The sequence below is a fragment of the Kitasatospora sp. NPDC002522 genome (genome assembly GCF_053595195.1).
This window is the reverse complement of sequence record NZ_JBSFXE010000003.1, coordinates 202040-223147: the sequence shown is the minus strand read 5'-3', so window position 1 is coordinate 223147 and position 21108 is coordinate 202040. Positions and strand designations below refer to the sequence as shown.

Below are 21108 nucleotides of genomic sequence, written 5' to 3'. Positions count from 1 at the left end.
GTGCCCCGTCAGGTCCACTTCTACGACCAGCCCGAACGGTTCGTGGCCGGCACGGTCGGCCAGCCCGGCGCCCGGGCGTTCTACCTGCAGGCCAGCTCGCGCGGCCGGATCACCAGCGTGCTGCTGGAGAAGGCCCAGGTCGCCGCGCTCGCCGAGCGGATCGAGGAAGTCCTCGACGAGGCGCTGCGCCGCAGCTCCGGTCAGGCCCCGATCCCCGCCGTCGCCCCCGCGGAGATGCTCGACACCGCCCCGCTCGACCTGCCGCTGGAGCAGGAGTTCCGGGTCGGCACCATGGCGCTGGCCTGGGACGCCCGCGAGGACTGCCTGGTGGTCGAGGCGCAGGCGTTCGTCGAGGAGCCCGAGGAGAGCGACGAGGACGAGATCGCGGTCTTCGACGACGAGAACGGCCCCGACATGCTCCGGGTCCGGCTCAGCGGCGTGATGGCCCGGGTCTTCGCCAAGCGCGCCCTGGAACTGGTCGCCGCCGGACGCAAGCCCTGCCCGTTCTGCAACCTCCCGCTCGACCCCGAGGGCCACCTGTGCCCGCGCGCGAACGGCTACCGGCGCTGAGCGAGAACCTGGTGAGCGCCGAGCCGCCCGGCACCGACCCGGCCACCAGCGCCGCCCTGGCCGCCGACCCCGCCGCCGCGCTCGCCCTGCTGCGGGACGGCGCCCTCGCGGTGCACGGCCGGGTCACCGACGCCTCCAACGCGGTGCTGTACTGCACCGTCACGCTGGACGGCGTCACCGCCCCCTGCGTGTACAAGCCGGTGGCCGGCGAGCGCCCGCTGTGGGACTTCCCCGACGGCACCCTGGCCGGCCGGGAGACCGCCGCCCACGACCTCGCCGCCGCCACCGGCTGGCCGCTGGTCCCGCCCACCGTGCTGCGCGCGGAGGCCCCCGCCGGGCCCGGCATGGTCCAGCTGTGGATCGAACCCGACCCCGACGCGCCCGAACTGCTCGACCTGCAGCCCCTGGACGGCCCCGCCGACGGCTGGCTGCCGATCGTCCGCGCCGAACTCGAGGCGGGCCGCCAGGCCCTGCTGGTGCACCGCGACGACGACCGGCTGCGCCGGCTCGCCGTGCTCGACGCCGTCCTCAACAACGCCGACCGCAAGGGCGGCCACTGGATCCCCGCCGCCGACGGCCGCATCTACGGCATCGACCACGGCATCACCTTCCACGCCGAGCCCAAGCTCCGCACCCTGCTCTGGGGCTGGGCGGACCGTGCGCTCACCGCGGAGGCCGTCGAGATGCTCGGCCGGCTGGCGCGCGACCTGGACGGGGCGCTCGGCGAACGGCTGCGCCCGCACCTGACCGCGGTCGAGCTCGACGCGCTGCGGGCCCGTACGGCGGCGCTGTTGCGCACCGGACGCCATCCGCTGCCGTCGGCTGACTGGCCGTCTATTCCCTGGCCGCCGGTCTGATACCGATCCGAAACCCGGGACGAGCCGGATCCGGCCGATCTGTGCACAGGTTGGTCTTTCAAATGATCGCGAGGTTAGAGTCGGTCCCATGCACGCCTGGCCCGCCTCCGAAGTTCCCGCCCTGCCCGGTCAGGGGCTTCCCCTGCGCATCCACGACACCGCCACCAGCAGTGTCCGAGAGGTCGTGCCCACCGGCCCGACCGCCCGGCTCTACGTCTGCGGGATCACCCCCTACGACGCGACCCACCTCGGGCACGCTGCCACCTACAACACCTTCGACCTGGTGCAGCGGGTCTGGAAGGACGCCGGCCACGACGTCCTCTACGTCCAGAACGTCACCGACGTGGACGACCCGCTGCTGGAGCGCGCCGTCGCCACCGGCCAGGACTGGACCGAGCTCGCCGAGCGCGAGACCGCGCTGTTCCGCGAGGACATGACCGCGCTGCGGATGCTCCCGCCCGCGCACTACATCGGCGCCGTCGAGTCCATCCCGTGGATCGTCCCGCTGGTCCAGCGGCTGCTCGCCACCGGCGCCGCGTACGAGGTCGACGGCGACGTCTACTTCTCCGTCGAGTCCGACCCGCACTTCGGCGAGGTCTCCGGGCTCAGCCGCGAGCAGATGCTGCCGGTCTTCGCCGAGCGCGGCGGCGACCCCGAGCGGCCAGGCAAGAAGAACCCGCTGGACGCCCTGCTGTGGCTGGCCGCCCGCCCGGGCGAGCCCGCCTGGGAGACCGAGCTCGGCCGCGGCCGCCCCGGCTGGCACATCGAGTGCGTGGCCATCGCGCTGAAGTTCCTCGGCATGAGCTTCGACCTCCAGGGCGGCGGCAGCGACCTGTCCTTCCCGCACCACGAGATGGGCGCCTCGCACGCCCACGTCGCGGTCGGCGAGCACCCCTACGCGCGCTCCTACGTGCACGCCGGGATGGTCTCGCTGGACGGCCACAAGATGTCCAAGTCGCGCGGCAACCTGGTCTTCGTCTCGGCGCTGCGCCGCGACGGCGTCGACCCCGCCGCGATCCGGCTCGCCCTGCTCGCCCACCACTACCGCAGCGACTGGGAGTGGACCGCCGCCGACCTGGACGGCGCCGTCACCCGGCTCAGCGCCTGGCGCGCCGCCGTCTCCCGCCCTGACGGCCCCTCAGCCACCGCGCTGCTCGCGGAGGTCCGCGAGGCCCTGGCCGACGACCTGGACGCGCCCGCGGCGCTCGCCGCGGTCGACCGCTGGGCCGCGCTGCAGCACGAGGTCGGGGGCACCGACGAGGGCGCGCCGGGCCTGGTGTCGCGAACGGTGGACGCGCTGCTGGGCGTCGCCCTGTAGGCACCGTCGCCGGACCGGAACGCCCAAGGACCCACGCAGAAGGACCGCACCCCCACGGGAGTGCGGTCCTTCGCCGTTGCGGAGGCCGTGCCGGGCTACTGGTCCTCGTCCTCGTCCTTCGGGCGGTCCGTGGCGTGGCCGGTGATCGGCTTCTCGCCCTTGGGGCCCTGGTTCTCCCGGCGGCGGAGGTAGCGCTCGAACTCGCGGGCGATCGCGTCGCCGGAGGCCTCCGGGAGCTCCGCGGTGTCCTGGGCCTCCTCCAACTGCTGGACGTACTCGGCGACTTCGGAATCCTCCGCGGCGAGCTGGTCGACCCCGTGCTGCCAGGCGCGGGCGTCCTCGGCGAGCTCGCTCGGGGGGATGCGCAGGTCGAGCAGGTCCTCCACCTTGTTGACCAGGGCCAGCGTGGCCTTGGGGTTCGGCGGCTGCGAGACGTAGTGCGGGACGGCGGCCCAGAAGGTGACGGCGGGGACGCCGGCGTGCGCGCAGGCCTCCTGCAGGACGCCGACGATGCCGGTCGGGCCCTCGTACTTGGACTCCTCCAGGTCGAGGCTGCGGGCCACGGAGGCGTCCGAGGTGACGCCGGAGACCGGGACCGGGCGGGTGTGCGGGGTGTCGCCGAGCAGCGCGCCGAGGATGACCACGAGTTCCACGCCCAGCTCGTGGGCGAAGCCGAGCAGTTCGTTGCAGTACGAGCGCCAGCGCATGCTGGGCTCGATACCGCGGACCAGCACCAGGTCGCGCGGCTTCGGCTCGGTGACCCGGACCACCGAGAGCCGGGTGGTCGGCCAGGTGATGCGGCGGACCCCGCCGTCCAGCCAGATGGTGGGGCGGTTGACCTGGAAGTCGTAGTAGTCCTCGGCGTCGAGCGCCGCGAACACCTTGCCGCCCCAGGTCTCGTCGAGGTGGGCGAGGGCGGCCGAGGCCGCGTCGCCGGCGTCGTTCCAGCCTTCGAAGGCGCAGACCATCACCGGATCGATCAACTCGGGAAGGTCTTCCAACTCGATCACCCGGGTGTCTCCCTCCGACGGGCGGGGCCGTCCGCCCCACGTCCCTACCTGCCCAGCCTACGGTCATTGATGCGAGCCGCGGCGGGTATTAACCCCGCGGCGAACCACCGTCGTCGGCGCACCCGCTCGCGGCGCACCGAGGCCGGCGAAGTGCCAAGCGTAGCGGCGTCGGACGACGGGTCAGGCACGGGCGAGGGTCGGGGTCAGGACGGGCGCGTCGAGCGGCGGTTCGGGCCGGCAGCGGCGAGGCTGGGCGGGGGCCCTCCCTTTCGGCCTGATCCGGGTAGCTCTGTGAGGAGATCGTCATGAAGGCAGCCGTCGTCCGGGACTTCACCCAGCCGCTGGAGATCGAGGAGCGCGAGGTGCCCAGCCCGGCGCCGCACCAGGTGCTGGTGCGGATCGAGACCTCCGGGCTGTGCCACACCGACATCCACGCCGCGCACGGGGACTGGCCGGTCAAGCCCAGCCCGCCGTTCGTGCCCGGCCACGAGGGGGTGGGCATCGTGGAGGCGGCCGGTCCGCAGGTCACGCACGTGCGGGTCGGCGAGCGGGTGGCGATCCCGTGGCTGGCGGACGCCTGCGGGCGGTGCGACCAGTGCGTCAGCGGCTGGGAGACGCTCTGCCTGGCGCAGCACAACTCCGGGTACTCGGTGGACGGCGCCTACGCCGAGTACGCGCTGGCGCACGGCGACTACGTGGTGCCGGTGCCGGACGGGGTGGACCCGATGGACGCCGCGCCGCTGTCCTGCGCGGGCGTGACCACGTACAAGGCGGTCAAGCTGTCGGGGGCCCGGCCGGGCACCCGGGTGCTGATCTCCGGGATCGGCGGGCTCGGGCACCTGGCGCTGCAGTACGCCCGGATCTTCGGCGCGGAGACCGTCGCGGTGGACATCACCGACGACAAGCTCGCGCTGGCCCGGGAGTTGGGCGCCGACCACGTGGTGGACGCGCGCACCCAGGACGTGGCGGCCGAGGTGCAGAAGCTCGGCGGGGCGGACGCCGCGGTCTCGCTGGCGGTCAGCAACGACTCCTTCCGGGCCGCCTACGACGCGCTGCGCCGCGGCGGCACCCTGGTGCTGGTCGCGCTGCCCGCCGGCGGCGAGTTGACGCTGCCGGTCTTCGACACCGTGCTGAACGGGACGAAGGTGGTCGGCTCGATCGTCGGCACCCGGCAGGACCTGGCGGAGGTGTTCCGGCTGCACGAGCTCGGCCGCACCCGGGTGATCCGGGAGACCCGGCAGCTGGACGAGGTCAACGAGTGCTTCGCGGAGGTGCTGGCGGGCAAGGTCTCGGCCCGGCTGGTGTTCGACATGCGGTGACGCGGAGGGCACGCAGGAGACGGAACCGGGCGGTTCCGTCTCCTTTTGCAAACCAACGCAAGCGGCTTGCGCTTTCTGTCGTACACTCGCCCCATGACACGACGACTTGCCGAGGTGGCGAAGAAGGTCGGAGTCAGCGAGGCGACCGTCAGCCGGGTGCTGAACGAGAAGCCTGGCGTCTCCGAGGCGACCCGGGCGGCCGTCCTCACCGCCCTAGACGTGCTCGGCTACGAGCGCCCCACCCAGCTGCGCGGTGAGCGGGCCCGGCTGATCGGCCTGGTGCTGCCCGAGCTGGGCAACCCGATCTTCCCGGCGTTCGCCGAGGCGGTCGGCGGCGCGCTGGCCGGCCAGGGCTTCACCCCGGTGCTGTGCACCCAGACCGCGGGCGGGGTCTCCGAGGCGGACTACGTGGACCTGCTGCTGGAGCAGCACGTCTCCGGCGTGGTCTTCTTCGGCGGCCTGTACGCCCAGGGCGACGCCCCGCACGAGCACTACCAGCGGCTCGCCGAGCGCAGCCTGCCGACCGTGCTGCTGAACGCGGCGATCGAGCACCTGGACTTCCCGCGGGTGTCCTGCGACGACGCGGTGGCGGTGGAGCAGGCGGTCGGCCACCTGCGGCAGCTCGGGCACCGGAAGATCGGCATCGTGCTCGGCCCGGCCGACCACGTGCCCTCGCAGCGCAAGCTGGCCGCGGCCCGCGCCACCATGGAGCGGCTCGGCCTGGAGCTGCCGGAGGAGCACGTCGAGCGGGCGCTGTTCAGCCTGGAGGGCGGGCAGGCGGCGACCACCCGGCTGCTGCGCCAGGGGGTGACCGGCGTGGTGTGCGCGAGCGACCCGCTGGCGCTCGGCGCGGTCCGCGCGGTGCGCCGGGCCGGGCTCGCGGTGCCGGACGACGTCTCGGTGGTCGGCTATGACGACTCCTCGTTCATGATGTGCACCGATCCGCCGCTGACGACCGTCCGGCAACCGATCGAGGCGATGGGCCGCGCGGTGGTGGACCTGCTGGTCGGCGAGATCGCCGGGGTCCGGGTCACCCACGACGAGCTGCTGTTCGAGCCCGAGCTGGTGGTCCGCGGCTCGACCGCCCCGGTCCGCGACCGAGGCTGATCGGAAGGCCCCACAAGCCCCCTGGCGGGGCGTCACAGCAGGTCCGCCAACGGGCGGGTGCTTCGGCACCCGCCCGTTTTTCGTATGCGGAGTCTTGGACCGATCCGTTGACATGCCCGTAGCGCCGCTGTAACTCTTGGCTGCCATCACGCAAAAGATGGACAGATCGTTGTCATCTTCTCGACCTTGCGAAGGGACATCATGAGGAAGCGCATACTCGTGCGGCTGACGGCGTCGTCTGCCGTACTGGGAATGCTCATGATCACTGGACCGCTCCTCACGGCGGCCCAGGCGGCGGGAGGCCCCAACCTCGCGCTCGGAAAGACGGTCACCGCCTCCAGTGCGAACGGGGCGTACACCGCGACCAACGTCAACGACGGCGACCAGAACTCCTACTGGGAGAGCAACGGGATCGCCTCCGCGCAGTGGGTCCAGGTGGACCTGGGCGCGGCGACCTCGATCGACCAGGTGGTGCTGAAGCTCCCCGGCTCCTGGGGCCAGCGGACCGAGACGCTTCAGGTGCTCGGCTCCAACGACGGCACCAACTTCTCGACCATCACCGCCTCCACCGGCTACAGCTTCGACCCGGGCAGCGGCGACAAGGTGACGATCGACTTCGCCGCCACCAGCGCCCGCTACGTACGGGTCAACATCACCGCCAACACCGGCTGGCAGGCCGCCCAGATCTCCGAGTTCGAGGTCTACGGCGCCAGCTCCGCCTCCGGGAACCTGCTGGCCGGGCGCACCTTCACGGCCAGCGGCAACTCCCAGACCTACGTGGCGGCCAACGTCGGCGACGGGAACACCAGCACCTACTGGGAGAGCGTCAACAACGCGTTCCCGCAGTGGATCCAGGGCGACCTGGGCTCGGCCGTCCCGGTCAACAAGCTGGTCATGAAGCTGCCGTCCGGCTGGGGCGCCCGCACCCAGACCCTGAAGGTGCAGGGCTCCACCGACGGCACCAACTTCACCGACCTGGTGGCCTCGGCCGGCTACGCGTTCGACCCGGCCAGCGGCAACACGGTCACCCTGAACATGTCGACCGCGACCACCCGCTACGTGCGGCTGACCTTCACCGCCAACACCGCCTGGCCGGCCGGCCAGCTCGCCGAGCTGGAGGCGTACGGTCCGGCGACCGGCGACACCCAGGCCCCGACCGCCCCCACCGGTCTGGCCTACACCTCGCCCGGCGCCGGCCAGATCAAGCTGACCTGGAACGCGGCCACCGACAACACCGGCGTCACCGGCTACGACGTCTACGCCAACGGCTCGCTGCTCACCAGCGTGTCCGGCACCGTGCTGACGTACACCGACAGCCGCTCCGACAGCGAGACGGTCTCGTACTACGTCAAGGCGAAGGACGCGGCGGGCAACCAGTCCGCGGCCTCCAACACCGTCACCCGCACCGGGCAGACCGGCGACACCCAGGCGCCCAGCGCGCCGAGCGGCCTGGCGTACACCTCGCCCGCCTCCGGCCAGATCAAGCTGACCTGGGGCGCGTCCAGCGACAACGTCGGCGTCACCGGCTACGACGTGTACGCCAACGGCGCGCTGCGCACCAGCGTGGCCGGCAACGTGCTGACGTACACCGACAGCCAGCCGGACACCGCGACCGTCTCGTACTACGTCAAGGCGAAGGACGCGGCGGGCAACCAGTCCGCGGCCTCCAACACCGTGGTGCGCAACGGCAGCGGCGGCGGCACCGGCACCAACCTGGCGGCCGGCAAGCCGATCACCGCGTCCTCGTACACCTTCACGTACGTGGCCACCAACGCCAACGACAACGACACCAGCACCTACTGGGAGGGCGCGGGCGGCAGCTACCCGAACACCCTCGGGGTGCAGCTGGGCGCGAACGCCAACACCAGCTCGGTGGTGGTCAAGCTCAACCCGGCCTCGGCGTGGTCGACCCGCACCCAGACCATCGAGGTGCTCGGCCGCGAGCAGAGCGCGTCCGGGTTCACCAGTCTGGTGGCGGCGAAGAGCTACACCTTCGACCCGGCGAGCGGGAACACCGTCAGCATCCCGGTCAGCGCGACCGTCGCCGACGTGCAGCTGAAGTTCACCGCCAACTCCGGCGCCGCCGCCGGCCAGGCGGCCGAGTTCCAGGTGGTCGGCGTGCCCGCCGCCAACCCGGACCTTACCGTCACCTCGGTCGGCAGCAGCCCGGCCGCGCCGGTGGAGACCGACACCCCGACCCTGTCGGCGGTGGTGAAGAACGCCGGCACCCTGCCGTCCGGCGCGACCACGGTCAACTTCTACCTGGGCACCACCAAGGTCGGCAGCGCCAACGTCGGCGCAGTGGCGGCCGGCGCCTCCACCACCGTCTCCGCGCAGATCCCGGCGCAGAACGCGGGCAGTTACCAGCTGACCGCCAAGGTGGACGAGGGCAACCAGGTCATCGAGCAGGACGAGACCAACAACGCGCTGACCAGCCCGCTGACGGTCAGCCAGGTCGCCTCCTCCGACCTGGTCGCCTCGCCCAGCACCTGGTCGCCGTCCAACCCCTCGGCGGGCAGCGCGGTGAACTTCACCGTCGCGGTCAAGAACCAGGGCACGGTGGCGAGCGCGTCCGGCAGCCACGGCATCACGGTGACCGTCACGGACGCCACCACCGGCAGCGTGGTGAAGACCCTGACCGGGGCCTACACCGGCACGCTCGCCCCCGGCGCCACCAGCAGCCCGGTCTCGCTGGGCAGTTGGACCGCCGCGAACGGCCGCTACACCGTCAAGACGGTGATCGCCGCGGACGCCGACGAGCTGCCCGTGAAGCAGACCAACAACACCTCCAGCCAGGCCCTGTACGTCGGACGCGGCGCCAACATGCCGTTCGACACCTACGAGGCCGAGGACGGCGTCCTGGCGGGCGGGGCGCAGGTGGTCGGACCCAACCGCACCATCGGCGACCTGGCCGGCGAGGCCTCCGGCCGCAAGGCGGTCACCCTGAACAACACCGGCGCGTCGGTGGAGTTCACCGCCAAGGCGGACACCAACACCCTGGTCACCCGGTTCTCCATCCCGGACGCCGCGGGCGGTGACGGCACCAACGCCACGCTGAACGTCTACGTCGACGGCACCTTCCTGAAGTCCATCGACCTGACCTCCAAGTACGCCTGGCTGTACGGCTCGGAGACCAGCCCCGGCAACACCCCGAGCGCCGGCAGCCAGCGGCACATCTACGACGAGGCGAACGTCCTGCTGGGCACCACGGTGCACGCGGGCAGCAAGATCAGGCTGCAGAAGGACACCGCGAACACCAGCCAGTACGCGATCGACTTCGTCAGCCTGGAGCAGGCCACCCAGATCGCCAACCCGGACCCGGCCAAGTACGTGGTCCCGGCGGGCTTCTCGCACCAGGACGTGCAGAACGCCCTGGACAAGGTCCGGATGGACACCACCGGCACCCTGGTCGGCGTCTACCTGCCGGCCGGCGACTACCAGACCGCGAGCAAGTTCCAGGTCTACGGCAAGGCCGTCAAGGTGATCGGCGCCGGTCCGTGGTTCACCCGGTTCTACGCCCCGACCAGCCAGTCCAACACCGACGTCGGCTTCCGCGCCGAGTCGACCGCCAACGGCTCGACCTTCAGCGGCTTCGCCTACTTCGGCAACTACACCTCGCGGATCGACGGCCCCGGAAAGGTCTTCGACTTCTCCAACGTCGCGAACATCACGATCGACAACATCTGGACCGAGCACATGGTCTGCATGTACTGGGGCGCCAACACGGACTCCATGACGATCACCAACTCGCGGATCCGCGACACCTTCGCCGACGGCATCAACATGACCAACGGTTCGACCGACAACCTGGTCTCCAACAACGAGGCCCGGGCCACCGGTGACGACTCCTTCGCGCTCTTCTCCGCCATCGACGCGGGCGGCGCGGACGAGAAGAACAACGTCTTCCAGAACCTGACGTCGATCCTGACCTGGCGCGCGGCGGGCGTCGCGGTGTACGGCGGCTTCGCCAACACCTTCCGCAACATCCACATCGCGGACACCCTCTGCTACTCGGGCATCACCATCTCCTCGCTGGACTTCGGCTACCCGATGAACGGCTTCGGGACGGACCCGACCAACCTGCAGAACATCTCCATCGTCCGGGCCGGCGGCCACTTCTGGGGCGCGCAGACCTTCCCGGGCATCTGGGTGTTCTCCGCCTCCAAGGTGTTCCAGGGCATCCGGGTCAGCGACGTGGACATCGTCGACCCGACCTACAGCGGCATCATGTTCCAGACCAACTACGTCGGCGGTCAGCCGCAGAACCCCATCAAGGACACCGTCTTCACCAACGTGTCGATCAGCGGGGCGCAGAAGAGCGGCGACGCCTACGACGCCAAGTCCGGCTTCGGCCTCTGGGCCAACGAGATGCCGGAGTCGGGCCAGGGCCCGGCCGTCGGTGACGTCACCTTCAACCGCCTGACGCTCAGCAACAACGCGGTGGACATCCGCAACACCACGTCCACGATGCACATCACCGTCAACCCGTAACCCCCTCCGACCCCGGACAGGGCGGGCGCCCCTGACAGCGCCCGCCCTGTTCGGCATGTCCGGGAACGGTGCGCCGTCGGAGGCCCGACGGGGCGTCAGACCCGGCGCGGGACCGGGCCGGTGGAGCCGCGGACGACGAGTTCGGGCTCGAAGAGGAGTTCGCCGGGGGCGACGGCGCCGCCGTCGATCTGGCCGACCAGGAGGTCGACGGCCGCCCGGCCCAGCTCCTGGATCGGCTGGCGGACGGTGGTCAGCGGGGGGCGGGTGCAGTTGATGAAGACCGAGTCGTCGTAGCCGATCACCGAGAGGTCGCCGGGGACGTCGAGGCCGGCCCGGCGGGCGGCCCGGACCACGCCCAGCGCGAGCGGGTCGCTGGCGCAGATGACGCCGGTGACGCCGGCGTCCAGCAGGCGCCGGGCGGCGGCGTGGCCGGCCTCCAGGCCGAAGAGGGCGTGGGCGACCCACTCGGGGCGCGGCTCGCGGCCCTGCAGGGCGTACTGGCGGGTGTACGAGGCGAGTTTGCGGCGGGACGGCACGTGGTCCGCAGGGCCGACCATCAGGCCGATCCGCTCGTGGCCCAGCGTGCTCAGGTGGCCGAAGGCCTGGGCCACCGCGACCGTGTCGTCGGTGGAGACCTGCGGGAAGCCGAGCCGCTCCACGGAGGCGTTCAACAGCACCACGGGGACGCCGCGTTCGCGCAGCTGCGCGAAGTGCTCGTGGGAGGCGTCGGCCTCGGCGCAGTGGCCGCCCGCGAAGACCACGCCGGAGACCTGCTGGTCGAGCAGCATGCTGACGTGGCCTGCCTCCCCGAGGCCGCCCGCGGTCCGGGTGCACAGCAGCGGCGTGAAACCGCGTTGCGCGAGCGCGCCCGCGACCGCCTCGGCCAGCGCCGGGAAGATCGGGTTCTGCAGCTCCGGCAGCACCAGCCCGATGAGCCGGGCGCGTTCCCCGCGCAGCTGGGTCGGCCGCTCGTAGCCGAGCACGTCGAGGGCGGTGAGCACCGCGACCCGGGTGGCGGCGCCGACCCCCGGCCGGCCGTTGAGGACCCGGCTGACCGTGGCCTCGCTGACTCCCACTTGCTGCGCCACCAGGGAAAGCTTGCTCTTCATGCGCAAAAGTAGAACAGATGCGCGCAAGAACATTGTCGTCCGATGCGTAGTCGTAACTTTTCGCTTTCTCGTCAACCTCTTGCGTAGAGACGTTCAAGGACCTACGTTCCTCACACGTCGGCGTTCGCCCGGCCTCACCGAAACCTCTCCCACCCATGGGGTACGCATGAAGCTGAACAGATCGAGCAGAATGGCCGTCGTCGCGCTCGCGGCCGGGATGCTGCTGACCGCCGCCGCCTGCAGCAGCAGCGGCTCCTCCGCCGGCAGCAGCGATGCCGCCGGCGGGGTGGCGGACGGCAAGCCGCTCGACCCGAACGCGACCGTCACCATCTCCATCGACTGCGCTCCGGGTGCGGACCAGGCCGCGGGCAAGGCCAACTACGCCGACGACCTCGCGCTCTTCAAGACCAAGTACCCGAACGTCACCATCAACGCGAAGCCGTACGTCGGCCAGTGCGAGGTGCCGGCCCAGCAGACCGCGCAGTACAAGGCGCACGACGAGACCGGCGCGTTCCACGCCTACTTCACCGACCGCGAGCAGACCCTCAACTCGGGCGACGCGCAGGACATCACCAAGTACGTCAACGACCAGACGGTGCCGGGCTTCTCGTCCATGCTGCCGAGCGTCAAGCAGAACATGACGGTCGACAACAAGGTCTACGCGCTGCCGATCAACTACTACAGCACCGGCCTGGTCTACAACCGCGACCTGTTCAAGCAGGCCGGCCTCGACCCGGACAAGCCGCCGACGACCTGGGACGAGGTGCAGGCCGCGGCCAAGAAGATCGCCGCGCTGGGCAACGGCATCTCCGGCTACGAGGACTACAGCGGCGGCAACACCGGCGGCTGGCACTTCACCTCCGAGCTCTACAGCCTCGGCGGCAAGATGGTCTCGGCGGACGGCAAGAAGGCCGCCTTCAACTCGGCGGAGGGCAAGCAGGTCCTCAAGCGCCTGCACGACATGCGCTTCACCGACCAGAGCATCAGCGCCACCCCGGTCACCCAGTGGGCCGACGCCTTCCCGCCGCTGGCCACCGGCAAGGTCGGCATGTTCCTCGGCGCGCCCGACGTCGTGAAGCACCTGATCGAGGTGCTCGGCGCGGACAAGAACGCCTACGGCCTCGGCCCGATGCCGGGCGCCAGCGGCCCGGGCAACAGCCTCGGCGGCGGCGACCTGTACTACATCAAGAAGGGCCAGACCCCGAACCAGATCAAGGCCGAGATCGCCTGGATCAACTTCCAGTACCAGACCCCCGACGCCGGCCAGTTCAACTTCGCCCGCGCCAAGACCCTGGCCGGCAGCAGCAAGGACCCGGTCGCGATCGCCGTCCCGCAGCCGTACTTCTGGAGCGCCGACTCGCCGCAGATCCAGGCGATCACCGCGTCGCTGAAGACCAACGGCAACCTGCCGCTGACCAACTACGACCCCTACGTCAAGAACCCCACCACCACGCTGACCGAGCCCCCGGCCGCCCAGCAGCTCTACAAGGTCCTCGACACCGCCATGTCGGCGGCCATGACCGACCCCAACGCGAACCTCGACAGCGTGCTCGCCACCGCCGAGTCCCAGGCGAACCAGATCCTGGCCAACCAGTGACCCGTGCCGTCCGGCCGGACCGCGCCTCCCCGCGGTCCGGCCGGCGGCCGGCACCCTGACGAGGAGTCACCCCCATGACCACCACGCTGACTCGCGGCCGGGCCCGCGCCGAAGCGGCCCGCACCGCCACCCGGCCGCCGGGCGGTGCCCTGCGCCGCTCGCTGGCGCGCAACCTGCGGGCCCACGCCTTCCTGATCGGCGCCCTGCTCTGCTTCGCGCTGTTCACCTGGTACCCGATGGTCCGCGAGATCGTCATGTCGTTCCAGAAGGTCCGCTACGGCGAGACCCACTGGGTCGGCTTCGACAACTTCCGGCAGATCTTCGCCGACCCCGAGTTCTGGCCGGCCTGGCGCCACACCCTGGAGTTCACCGGCGTCGCGCTGGTCTTCGGCTTCGTGGCGCCGTTCGTCTCGGCGATCGTGATCAACGAGTTCCGGCACGCGCAGAGCTACCTGCGGGCCCTGGTGTACCTGCCCGTGATGCTGCCCCCGGTCGCGGGCATCCTGCTCTTCAAGTACTTCATGGACCCCGGCTACGGCCTGTTCAACCAGATCCTGCACGCCCTGCACCTGCCCACCTCGTCCTGGCTGGCCTCGCAGGACACCGCGATGTTCTCCCTGGTCATCGTCTCGACCTGGGCCAACATGGGCAGCGCCACCCTGGTCTACCTCGCCGCCCTGCAGAGCATCCCCGGCGAGCTCTACGAGGCCGCCGAACTGGACGGGGCCGGCGTGCTGCGGCGGATCTGGCACGTCACCGTGCCGCAGACCCGCCTGATCCTCTCGCTGATGCTGATGCTGCAGGTGGTCGCCACCATGCAGATGTTCACCGAGTCCTTCGTGCTCACCGGCGGCGGACCCCAGGGCTCGACCACGACGGTGGTCTACCTGCTCTACAACTACGCGTTCAGCTACGACAAGTTCAACACCGCGGCCGCACTGGGAGTCGTCCTGCTGCTGGTACTCGGCTGCTTCTCGGCCGTCTACCTGTGGCTGGAGCGCCGGGGCGGGGAGGAGTGACGATGAGCAAGACCGCCCGCAGTGCCGCCACCCGCACCCTGATCTCACCTGTCCGCCTCAACCAGCCCGGCGGACGCCGGACCTACCGGATCGTGCTGGCCCTCACCCTGCTGATCACCACCGTGGTCTTCGTCGGCCCGCTGTACTGGATGGCGACCGGCGGCTTCAAGTCCTCCCAGGAACTGGTCCAGACCCCGCCCACGCTCATCCCCAGCAACCCCAGCACGCACGCCTTCACCGAGGCATGGGACCGGCTCGGGATGGCCCAGCTGCTGCTCAACACGGTCGTCTACGCCGGCGGCGCGCTGCTCCTGCAGCTGGTGTTCTGCGTCGCCGCCGCGTACTCGCTGTCCAAGCTGCGCCCGGTGCTCGGCAACGTGATCCTGGGCATGATGCTGGCCTCCATGATGATCCCCGCGGCCGCCCTGGTGATCCCGCAGTACCTGACGGTGCTCGACCTGCCGCTGGTGCACTGGAACCTGATGAACACCCCGTGGGTGATCTGGCTGCCCACCGTGGCCAACGCCTTCAACATCTTCCTGCTCAAGCGGTTCTTCGACTCGATCCCCAACGAGCTGCTCGACGCGGCCGCGATCGACGGGGCGGGTCCGGTCCGGGTGCTGTGGTCCGTCGTGCTCCCGCTGTCGCGGCCGATCCTCGGCGTGGTGTCGATCTTCGGCCTGGTCGCGGTCTGGAAGGACTTCCTGTGGCCGCTGATCACCGTGCCCGCGCACGAGACGCTGAACGTCGGGGTCAACACCGCGGCGACCTCCATGCCGCAGAACTCGCTGATCGCGGGCCTGTTCATCGCCTCCATCCCGACCATCGCCCTGTTCCTGGTCTTCCAGCGCAACATCATGGCGGGCCTCACCGCGGGCAGCCTCAAGGGCTGAGTCCCGCACCGACAACTTCTGAAAGGAAACCCTGACCGTGTCAGAGCAGTGGTGGCGGAACGCGGCGATCTACCAGGTGTACCCGCGCAGTTTCGCCGACGGCAACGGCGACGGGATCGGGGACCTCGCCGGAGTGCGCGCAAACCTGCCTTACCTGGCCGAACTCGGCTTCGACGCGCTGTGGTTCAACCCCTGGTACCCCTCGCCGATGGCCGACGGCGGCTACGACGTCGCCGACTACCGGGACGTCGACCCCGCCTTCGGCACCCTCGCCGAGGCCGAGCAGCTGATCGCCGAGGCCGCCGAACTGGGCCTGCGCACCATCGTCGACATCGTGCCCAACCACGTCTCCGACCGGCACCCGTGGTTCCAGGCCGCGCTCGCCGCCGCCCCCGGCAGCCCGGAGCGCGACCTGTTCCACTTCCGCGAGGGCCGCGGCGCCGAGGGCGAGCTCCCGCCCAACGAGTGGAAGTCCGAGTTCGGCGGCTGCCCGTGGACCCGGCTCCCCGACGGCCAGTGGTACCTCCACCTGTTCGCCGCCGCCCAGCCCGACCTCAACTGGGAGCACCCGCAGGTCCGCGCCGAACACCTGGACATCCTGCGGTTCTGGTTCGACCGCGGCGCCGCGGGCGTGCGCATCGACTCGGCCGGCCTGCTCACCAAGGACCCCGAGCTCGCCGACGTCGAACCCGGCCGCCCGCACCCCTACGTCGACCGGGACGACCTGCACGGCATCTACCGCACCTGGCGCGCGGTCGCCGACGGCTACAGCCCGCCGCGGGTCCTGATCGGCGAGGTCTGGGTCCCCGACGCGGAGCGCTTCGCCCGCTACCTGCGCCCGGACGAGATGCACACCGCGTTCAACTTCGACTTCCTGGCCCGTCCCTGGGACGCCGCCGCGCTCCGGGAGTCGATCGACACCACGCTCGCCGCGCACGCGCCCGTCGGCGCCCCGGCGACCTGGGTGCTCGCCAACCACGACGTCACCCGCACCATCACCCGCTACGGGCGCGAGGACACCCGCTTCGAGTTCGCCGCCAAGGCCTTCGGCACCCCGACCGACCTGGTGCTCGGCCGCCGGCGGGCCCGCGCCGCCGCCCTGCTCACGCTGGCGCTGCCCGGCTCGCTCTACGTCTACCAGGGCGAGGAGCTCGGCCTGCCCGAGGTCGAGGACCTCCCGCTGGCCGCCCTGCAGGACCCGATGCACTTCCGCTCCGGCGGCACCGACCCCGGCCGCGACGGCTGCCGCGTCCCGCTGCCCTGGACCGGCGACCACCCGCCGTACGGCTTCACCCGCGAGGGCAAGGACCCCTGGCTGCCGCAGCCCGCCGACTGGGCCCCGCTCACCGTCGCCGCCCAGACCGGCGACCCCGCCTCCATGCTGGAGCTCTACCGCACCGCACTCCACCTCCGCCGCACCATCACCGGCCCCCTCACCTGGAGCGCGGACGCCCCGCCCGGCGTCCTCTCCTTCACCCGCGACGACCTGCACTGCCTCGTCAACCTCACCGCGGGAGCGCTCCCGCTCCCCACCGACGCCGAAGTCGTTCTCGCCAGCAGCGAACTGACGGACGGTCAACTCCCGACCGACACGGCGGTGTGGCTCCGCCGCTAGGGCCGTGGCGTGCGGGTGGTCCGCCCGGGGGTGAGACGCCCCCCGGGCGGATCCGTCTGTCGACGCTCCGTCAGGAGTGCTTCGCGCTCGCCGTCACGGCGTCGCGCAGCCTGGTCGGGAGGTCGGGGCCCTCGGGGAGGGTCTGCAGGTTGGGGGTGGCGGGGTCGGGGGCGATCAACAGGAAGTGCTGGGCGGGGTGGGCGCCGGCCGCCTCGGTGACGGCGCGGGCGATCGCGGGGTCGGCGGCGGCGGTGACGATCAGCGAGCAGTCGCGGATCAACAGCCCGCCGAGGGCGGCCTCGGCGTGGTCGGCGGTGGTGGTGACGTAGGAGGCGCGAGTTCCTCGTTCGGCTACGACGGCGCCGGGAAGATGACCTCCCGCACCGACGCCGCCGGCACCTCGTCCTACACCTACGACAAGGCCGGCCGACTGGCCACCATGACCGACCCGGCCTCCGGCGCCACCGCCGGCTACGGGTACGACCGGGACTCCCAGCCCGTCAGCGTCGGCTACGGCGTCGGCAACGCCGGCCGCAGCTTCGGCTACGACGCGCTGCACCGGATGACCAGCGACACCGTCACCGCCGGCAGCGGCGGCACCGTCGCCTCGACGACCTACACCTACAACCTCGACGACCAGCTCACCGGCAAGACCACCACCGGCTTCGCCGGGGCCGCCGCCAACACCTACACCTACGACCAGACCGGCCGCCTGACCTCCTGGAACAACGGGACCACGACCACGGCCTACGGGTACGACGCCGCCGGCAACCGCACCCAGATCGGCAACCGGACGCAGAGCTTCGACGCCCGCAACCGGCTGCTGGACGACGGCACGGCGAGCTACACGTACACCGCCCGCGGCACCATGTCCGGCAAGACCCCGCACGGCGGAGCCACCGAGGCGATGCAGTTCGACGCCTTCGACCGGCTTCGAAACGACGGCGCCCAGTCCTACGACTACGACGCCTTCGACCGGCTGCTGACCACCGGCGCCACCACGCTCGCCTACTCCGGAACCGGTGACCTGGTCGCCTCCGACGGCACCGCGGCCTACTCCCGCGATCCCGGCGGCGTGATCACCGGCATCGCCCAGGGCGGCAGCCACACCATCGCCCTGACCGACCAGCACGACGACCTCGTCGGCGACCTCGCCCCGACGGGCACCGCGCTCGCCGACTCGGCCGCCTTCGACCCGCTCGGCAACACCATCGCCACCGCGGGCACCCGGCGTTCGCTCGGCTTCCAGTCCGACTACACCGACGCGGTGACCGGCAAGGTCGACATGCTGGCGCGCTGGTACGACCCGTCGACCAGCACCTTCACCTCCCGCGACACCTACAGCCCCGACCACGTGGTCTCGGACCTGCCCGACCGGTACGCCGTCGAGGGCATGGACCCGTGGTGGTCCGACCCCAACCCCAGCATCGCCCAGGACCGCTACGCCTACGCCGACGGCGACCCGCTGGCCTTCACCGACCCCGACGGCCACTGGCCGAAGTGGCTGAAGTCGGCCGCCCACGCGGTCTCCAGCACCGTCACCAACGTCGTCGAGCACCCGGTCAGCGCCCTGGAGACCGGCGCCAACTTCGTCTACCAGGTCTCCGGCGCCGCCGACGTGGTCAGCTGCGCCACCCACCCGGGCTGGGGCAACTGCGCGATGGCCGTACTCGCCGTCGCGTCCTACATCCCCGCCGTCGGCGAGGGCGCCATCGCGCTGCGCGGCGTCGCCGCCGCCAGCAAGACCGCCCGCGTGGTCGGCGCCATCGGCAAGGGGGCCCGGGCGGTCAACACCGGCCTGTACGCCTCGCACGTCGCCGGCGACGTGTACCACGGCCACTACAAGCAGGCGTTCAAGGACGTCGCCACCGGCCTGGTGCTCGGCAAGCTGTCCAAGCACGTCGGCAGCGGCATCAGGCGCGGCGGAAGTGCCGGACGGGCCTTTGCCGGTGCCGCCCGAGCCGGCCGCCGCGGCGCCCCCAACGCGACCGTCTTCCACTACGGCCATACCGGGAACGAGCACTACAGCATCCAGGTCCACGGCGAGGAGGGCTCCCGCCACGCGCACGGCTACGCCAGCAACGGCAACCTCAAGCCCGGTCCCAAGACCGAGCCGTCCACCAACCGCCACGGTCCGTTCAACCGGGCCTTCGACATCCACGTCCCCAACACGCACGGAGCACACGGCGCGATGGACGGCGCCTACGCGAAGCGTCCGAAGAGCATCGGCACGTACGACTACATGCACAACAGCTGCGCCACGTATTGTGGCGGCGTCCTGCGGGCGGGAGGTCTGAACGTCCCGCGCAACAGCCTCCTGATGAAGCTGTTCCTGGCCACCCAGCGGCGCCACCGCCGCTGACCCCACCCGGGTGCGGGGGCGTCGAGGCGCCCCCGCACCCGCCCCGTTCCGAGACCACGAGAGAACCACCATGACCAAAGCCGACTGGGACTGGGCCGCCGAGGCCCGCGCACTCGAACGGGCCGCGGCCGACGCCCGCCCGGAGGACCGCCTGGCGTTCCTCTCCCAGGCCGGGGAACACTTCGCGACGGCCGGTGCGTACGACCGGGCGGTCGAACTGCTGAGGTCCGTCGCCGAGCAGAGCGGCGACCCGGATGACGCCGCGTCACCCGTGCTGGCGTACGCCCTGCTGAGGGCCGGCCGCGAGGAGGAGGGGCGGGCCGTCGCCGCGGCCGCGCAGCGGCTGACCGACCGGCGGGCGGACTGGCGCGAGCACCGGGAACTGGCCGGCCACCTCGACCGGGCCGGACTGCTCCCCGAGGCCCTGGCGAACTACGACACCGCCCTCGCCCTGGTGCTCCGGCTGGCCGAGCCCGACGCGCCCCTCCCCGACGCGCCGGGCCTGCGGCCGCTGTCGCAGCTGTCCGAGGAGCGCCGCACCGTCCGCGAACGCCTCGGCCTCCCGCCCGACGACCACGACCGCGCGGCCCTCCGCCGCCTCCCCGCCCTCAAGCGCTGGCGCCTGCGCCGCTCCCGCTAGGGATTGACGCCAGGTCCTGGCGGGGCGTCAGATGCACCAGCCGTCGCGGTAGGCCGCCCAGTGGTCCGGGGTCGCGGCGAAGTCGACGTAGAGCGCCAGGCCGAAGTTCTGGCGGGCGTCCGGGCCGAGGGCGAGGCGGGCGCCGCGGACGGCGGCGCGGACGGTCTCCGCGTCGCCGTGGTGGGTGGAGCTGTCGGCCCAGTAGGCGGGCAGGCCCATCAGCAGGTCGGTGCCGGGCGGGGTGGCGGCCAGCGCCAGCGAGGTCTGCCGGGCGACGTAGCCGCCGTACAGCGACTCCACCGGCATCGAGGTGTCGTAGGACATCACCGCGATCTGGTCGACCCGCCGGGCCGCCTCGGCGAAGTACCCGCGGGACCACCACTTGCCGTGGCCGGTCAGCGCCAGCGAGACCCGCCCGACGCCCGGCCACGGGTCGATCTGCGGGGCCGCCACCGACAGCGGCGCCCCGCGCGCCGCGGTCACGCCGCGGACCTCGTCGAGCAGGGCGAGGAAGCCGGGCGAACCGGAGTGCACCGGCTCCAGGTCCAGGTGGACGCCGTCGAAGCCGAGGTCGAGCACCTGCCGGGCCGAGTCGGCCACCCGGCCGCGCACCGCGGGATCGTCCAGGTGCAGGCCGTCCTTCTCCGGGGCGACCACGTCGCCCAGCCAGGACTGCACCCGCACCCCGGGCAGCGCGGCGTGCGCCCGCCGCACGAAGTCCGCGGCGCCGGGCGCCAGCGCCGGGTCCAGCGAACCGTCGTGGCCGAGCGGCCCGGTGTGCACGTACAGGTCGTGGATGCCGGTGCCGGCCAGCCGGGCGACCAGCGAGCCGAGGTCGGCGGGGGAGCGGCGGCCGTCCACCCAGGCGTGGCCGAGCCAGAGCGCGTCCCGGCCGCGGGTGCGGGCGTCCGCCGGCGGCTCGCCCGCGTAGCCCCAGCGCAGCGCGACCGCCGCGCCGAGCAGCGGCAGTACCGCCAGGACGAGCGCCAGGCCGAGCGCGGTGACGGCGCGCCGCCGCCAGGACCAGCGGACCCGGCCCGCCCAGCGGCGACGCGCCCGGCCCGGCAGCGTCCGCCATTCGGACCAGCTCGGCGCTCTCGACGGCCGCAATTCCCGGCGCCGTCCCCCCGGTTCGGTCATGGTCACGCTCCCTTCCGGTGGACAAGGACGCCCACGATGCGAAACGGGTTCCGCCGCCCGG

The 21108-nt window shown here is 71.8% G+C and carries 16 protein-coding genes; 12 read left to right on the top strand and 4 right to left on the bottom strand.

The genetic code is table 11. The features are described 5' to 3' along the window. The 3 genes from ACWD4U_RS04005 (at position 1) to mshC (ending at position 2745) form a co-directional block, all read left to right on the top strand. On the top strand, positions 1 to 570 hold the full coding sequence (locus ACWD4U_RS04005) for a DUF3090 domain-containing protein (protein WP_363449152.1): 570 nt from the start codon (positions 1 to 3) through the stop codon (positions 568 to 570). Further along, positions 540 to 1427 carry an SCO1664 family protein gene (locus ACWD4U_RS04000; protein WP_449787093.1) on the top strand — a complete coding sequence of 296 codons (888 nt, stop codon included), beginning with the start codon at positions 540 to 542 and terminating at the stop codon, positions 1425 to 1427. The genes ACWD4U_RS04005 and ACWD4U_RS04000 overlap by 31 nt, the downstream gene beginning before the upstream one ends. Positions 1428 to 1515: 88 nt before the next feature. Further along, entirely contained in the window at positions 1516 to 2745 is a 1230-nt protein-coding gene (gene mshC / locus ACWD4U_RS03995; RefSeq protein ID WP_363449156.1) for a cysteine--1-D-myo-inosityl 2-amino-2-deoxy-alpha-D-glucopyranoside ligase, read from the top strand. A gap of 95 nt (positions 2746 to 2840) precedes the next feature. On the opposite strand, the gene ACWD4U_RS03990 is transcribed toward mshC, so the two are convergent. After that, complete coding sequence (locus tag ACWD4U_RS03990) at positions 2841 to 3755, bottom strand: PAC2 family protein (RefSeq protein ID WP_363449158.1); 915 nt, start codon at positions 3753 to 3755, stop codon at positions 2841 to 2843. 305 nt (positions 3756 to 4060) lie between these two features. On the opposite strand from ACWD4U_RS03990, the gene adhP reads away from it, so the two are divergent. The 3 genes from adhP to ACWD4U_RS03975 all read left to right on the top strand — a co-directional run bounded on the left by adhP (position 4061) and on the right by ACWD4U_RS03975 (position 10672). Then, a complete protein-coding gene (adhP, locus tag ACWD4U_RS03985) occupies positions 4061 to 5074 on the top strand; it encodes an alcohol dehydrogenase AdhP (RefSeq protein WP_363449160.1) in 1014 nt (337 codons plus the stop codon). Positions 5075 to 5167: 93 nt separating this feature from the next. Further along, positions 5168 to 6181 carry a LacI family DNA-binding transcriptional regulator gene (locus ACWD4U_RS03980; RefSeq protein WP_363449162.1) on the top strand — a complete coding sequence of 338 codons (1014 nt, stop codon included), beginning with the start codon at positions 5168 to 5170 and terminating at the stop codon, positions 6179 to 6181. A 252-nt stretch (positions 6182 to 6433) separates the two neighbouring features. Continuing rightward, positions 6434 to 10672, top strand: coding sequence for a discoidin domain-containing protein (locus ACWD4U_RS03975; RefSeq protein ID WP_449787092.1), 4239 nt, complete (start codon positions 6434 to 6436; stop codon positions 10670 to 10672). Positions 10673 to 10767: 95 nt separating this feature from the next. Here the strand turns inward: ACWD4U_RS03975 and ACWD4U_RS03970 are convergent, their stop codons facing one another. Beyond that, the gene (locus tag ACWD4U_RS03970) at positions 10768 to 11781 is read right to left on the bottom strand and encodes a LacI family DNA-binding transcriptional regulator (protein WP_363449166.1); all 1014 of its coding nucleotides are present in this window, start codon (positions 11779 to 11781) and stop codon (positions 10768 to 10770) included. A gap of 166 nt (positions 11782 to 11947) precedes the next feature. On the opposite strand from ACWD4U_RS03970, the gene ACWD4U_RS03965 reads away from it, so the two are divergent. From ACWD4U_RS03965 to ACWD4U_RS03950, 4 genes are all read left to right on the top strand, one after another. Continuing rightward, positions 11948 to 13378: an ABC transporter substrate-binding protein gene (locus ACWD4U_RS03965; protein WP_363449168.1), complete on the top strand. Its 1431-nt coding sequence runs from the start codon at positions 11948 to 11950 to the stop codon at positions 13376 to 13378. Between the two features lie 74 nt (positions 13379 to 13452). Then, a complete protein-coding gene (locus ACWD4U_RS03960; protein WP_363449170.1) occupies positions 13453 to 14397 on the top strand; it encodes a carbohydrate ABC transporter permease in 945 nt (314 codons plus the stop codon). A gap of 2 nt (positions 14398 to 14399) precedes the next feature. Continuing rightward, positions 14400 to 15290: a carbohydrate ABC transporter permease gene (locus tag ACWD4U_RS03955; protein WP_363449172.1), complete on the top strand. Its 891-nt coding sequence runs from the start codon at positions 14400 to 14402 to the stop codon at positions 15288 to 15290. Positions 15291 to 15327: 37 nt separating this feature from the next. Then, positions 15328 to 16905: a glycoside hydrolase family 13 protein gene (locus ACWD4U_RS03950; RefSeq protein WP_363449174.1), complete on the top strand. Its 1578-nt coding sequence runs from the start codon at positions 15328 to 15330 to the stop codon at positions 16903 to 16905. A gap of 70 nt (positions 16906 to 16975) precedes the next feature. Here ACWD4U_RS03950 and ACWD4U_RS03945 read toward each other — a convergent pair whose 3' ends face one another. After that, positions 16976 to 17185: a hypothetical protein gene (locus ACWD4U_RS03945; RefSeq protein ID WP_363449176.1), complete on the bottom strand. Its 210-nt coding sequence runs from the start codon at positions 17183 to 17185 to the stop codon at positions 16976 to 16978. A 90-nt stretch (positions 17186 to 17275) separates the two neighbouring features. Between ACWD4U_RS03945 and ACWD4U_RS03940 the strand changes: the two genes are divergently transcribed. Together ACWD4U_RS03940 and ACWD4U_RS03935 are read left to right on the top strand one after the other, a co-directional pair. Continuing rightward, positions 17276 to 19267, top strand: coding sequence for an RHS repeat-associated core domain-containing protein (locus ACWD4U_RS03940; RefSeq protein WP_449787091.1), 1992 nt, complete (start codon positions 17276 to 17278; stop codon positions 19265 to 19267). Positions 19268 to 19337: 70 nt separating this feature from the next. After that, positions 19338 to 19907, top strand: a complete 570-nt coding sequence (locus ACWD4U_RS03935; RefSeq protein ID WP_363449180.1) for a tetratricopeptide repeat protein — start codon at positions 19338 to 19340, stop codon at positions 19905 to 19907. A gap of 27 nt (positions 19908 to 19934) precedes the next feature. On the opposite strand, the gene ACWD4U_RS03930 is transcribed toward ACWD4U_RS03935, so the two are convergent. Next, the gene (locus ACWD4U_RS03930; RefSeq protein WP_363449182.1) at positions 19935 to 21047 is read right to left on the bottom strand and encodes a glycoside hydrolase family 18 protein; all 1113 of its coding nucleotides are present in this window, start codon (positions 21045 to 21047) and stop codon (positions 19935 to 19937) included. Positions 21048 to 21108: the final 61 nt, after the last annotated feature.

Bases quoted from the DNA above. Each gene is read 5' to 3' on its own strand.
- mshC (WP_363449156.1), top strand. From the start codon at position 1,516: ATGCACGCCTGGCCCGCCTCCGAAGTTCCCGCCCTGCCCGGTCAGGGG.
- adhP (WP_363449160.1), top strand. From the start codon at position 4,061: ATGAAGGCAGCCGTCGTCCGGGACTTCACCCAGCCGCTGGAGATCGAG.
- ACWD4U_RS03980 (WP_363449162.1), top strand. From the start codon at position 5,168: ATGACACGACGACTTGCCGAGGTGGCGAAGAAGGTCGGAGTCAGCGAG.
- ACWD4U_RS03975 (WP_449787092.1), top strand. From the start codon at position 6,434: ATGCTCATGATCACTGGACCGCTCCTCACGGCGGCCCAGGCGGCGGGA.
- ACWD4U_RS03970 (WP_363449166.1), bottom strand. From the start codon at position 11,781: ATGAAGAGCAAGCTTTCCCTGGTGGCGCAGCAAGTGGGAGTCAGCGAG.
- ACWD4U_RS03965 (WP_363449168.1), top strand. From the start codon at position 11,948: ATGAAGCTGAACAGATCGAGCAGAATGGCCGTCGTCGCGCTCGCGGCC.
- ACWD4U_RS03960 (WP_363449170.1), top strand. From the start codon at position 13,453: ATGACCACCACGCTGACTCGCGGCCGGGCCCGCGCCGAAGCGGCCCGC.
- ACWD4U_RS03955 (WP_363449172.1), top strand. From the start codon at position 14,400: ATGAGCAAGACCGCCCGCAGTGCCGCCACCCGCACCCTGATCTCACCT.
- ACWD4U_RS03940 (WP_449787091.1), top strand. From the start codon at position 17,276: ATGACCTCCCGCACCGACGCCGCCGGCACCTCGTCCTACACCTACGAC.
- ACWD4U_RS03935 (WP_363449180.1), top strand. From the start codon at position 19,338: ATGACCAAAGCCGACTGGGACTGGGCCGCCGAGGCCCGCGCACTCGAA.
- ACWD4U_RS03930 (WP_363449182.1), bottom strand. From the start codon at position 21,047: ATGACCGAACCGGGGGGACGGCGCCGGGAATTGCGGCCGTCGAGAGCG.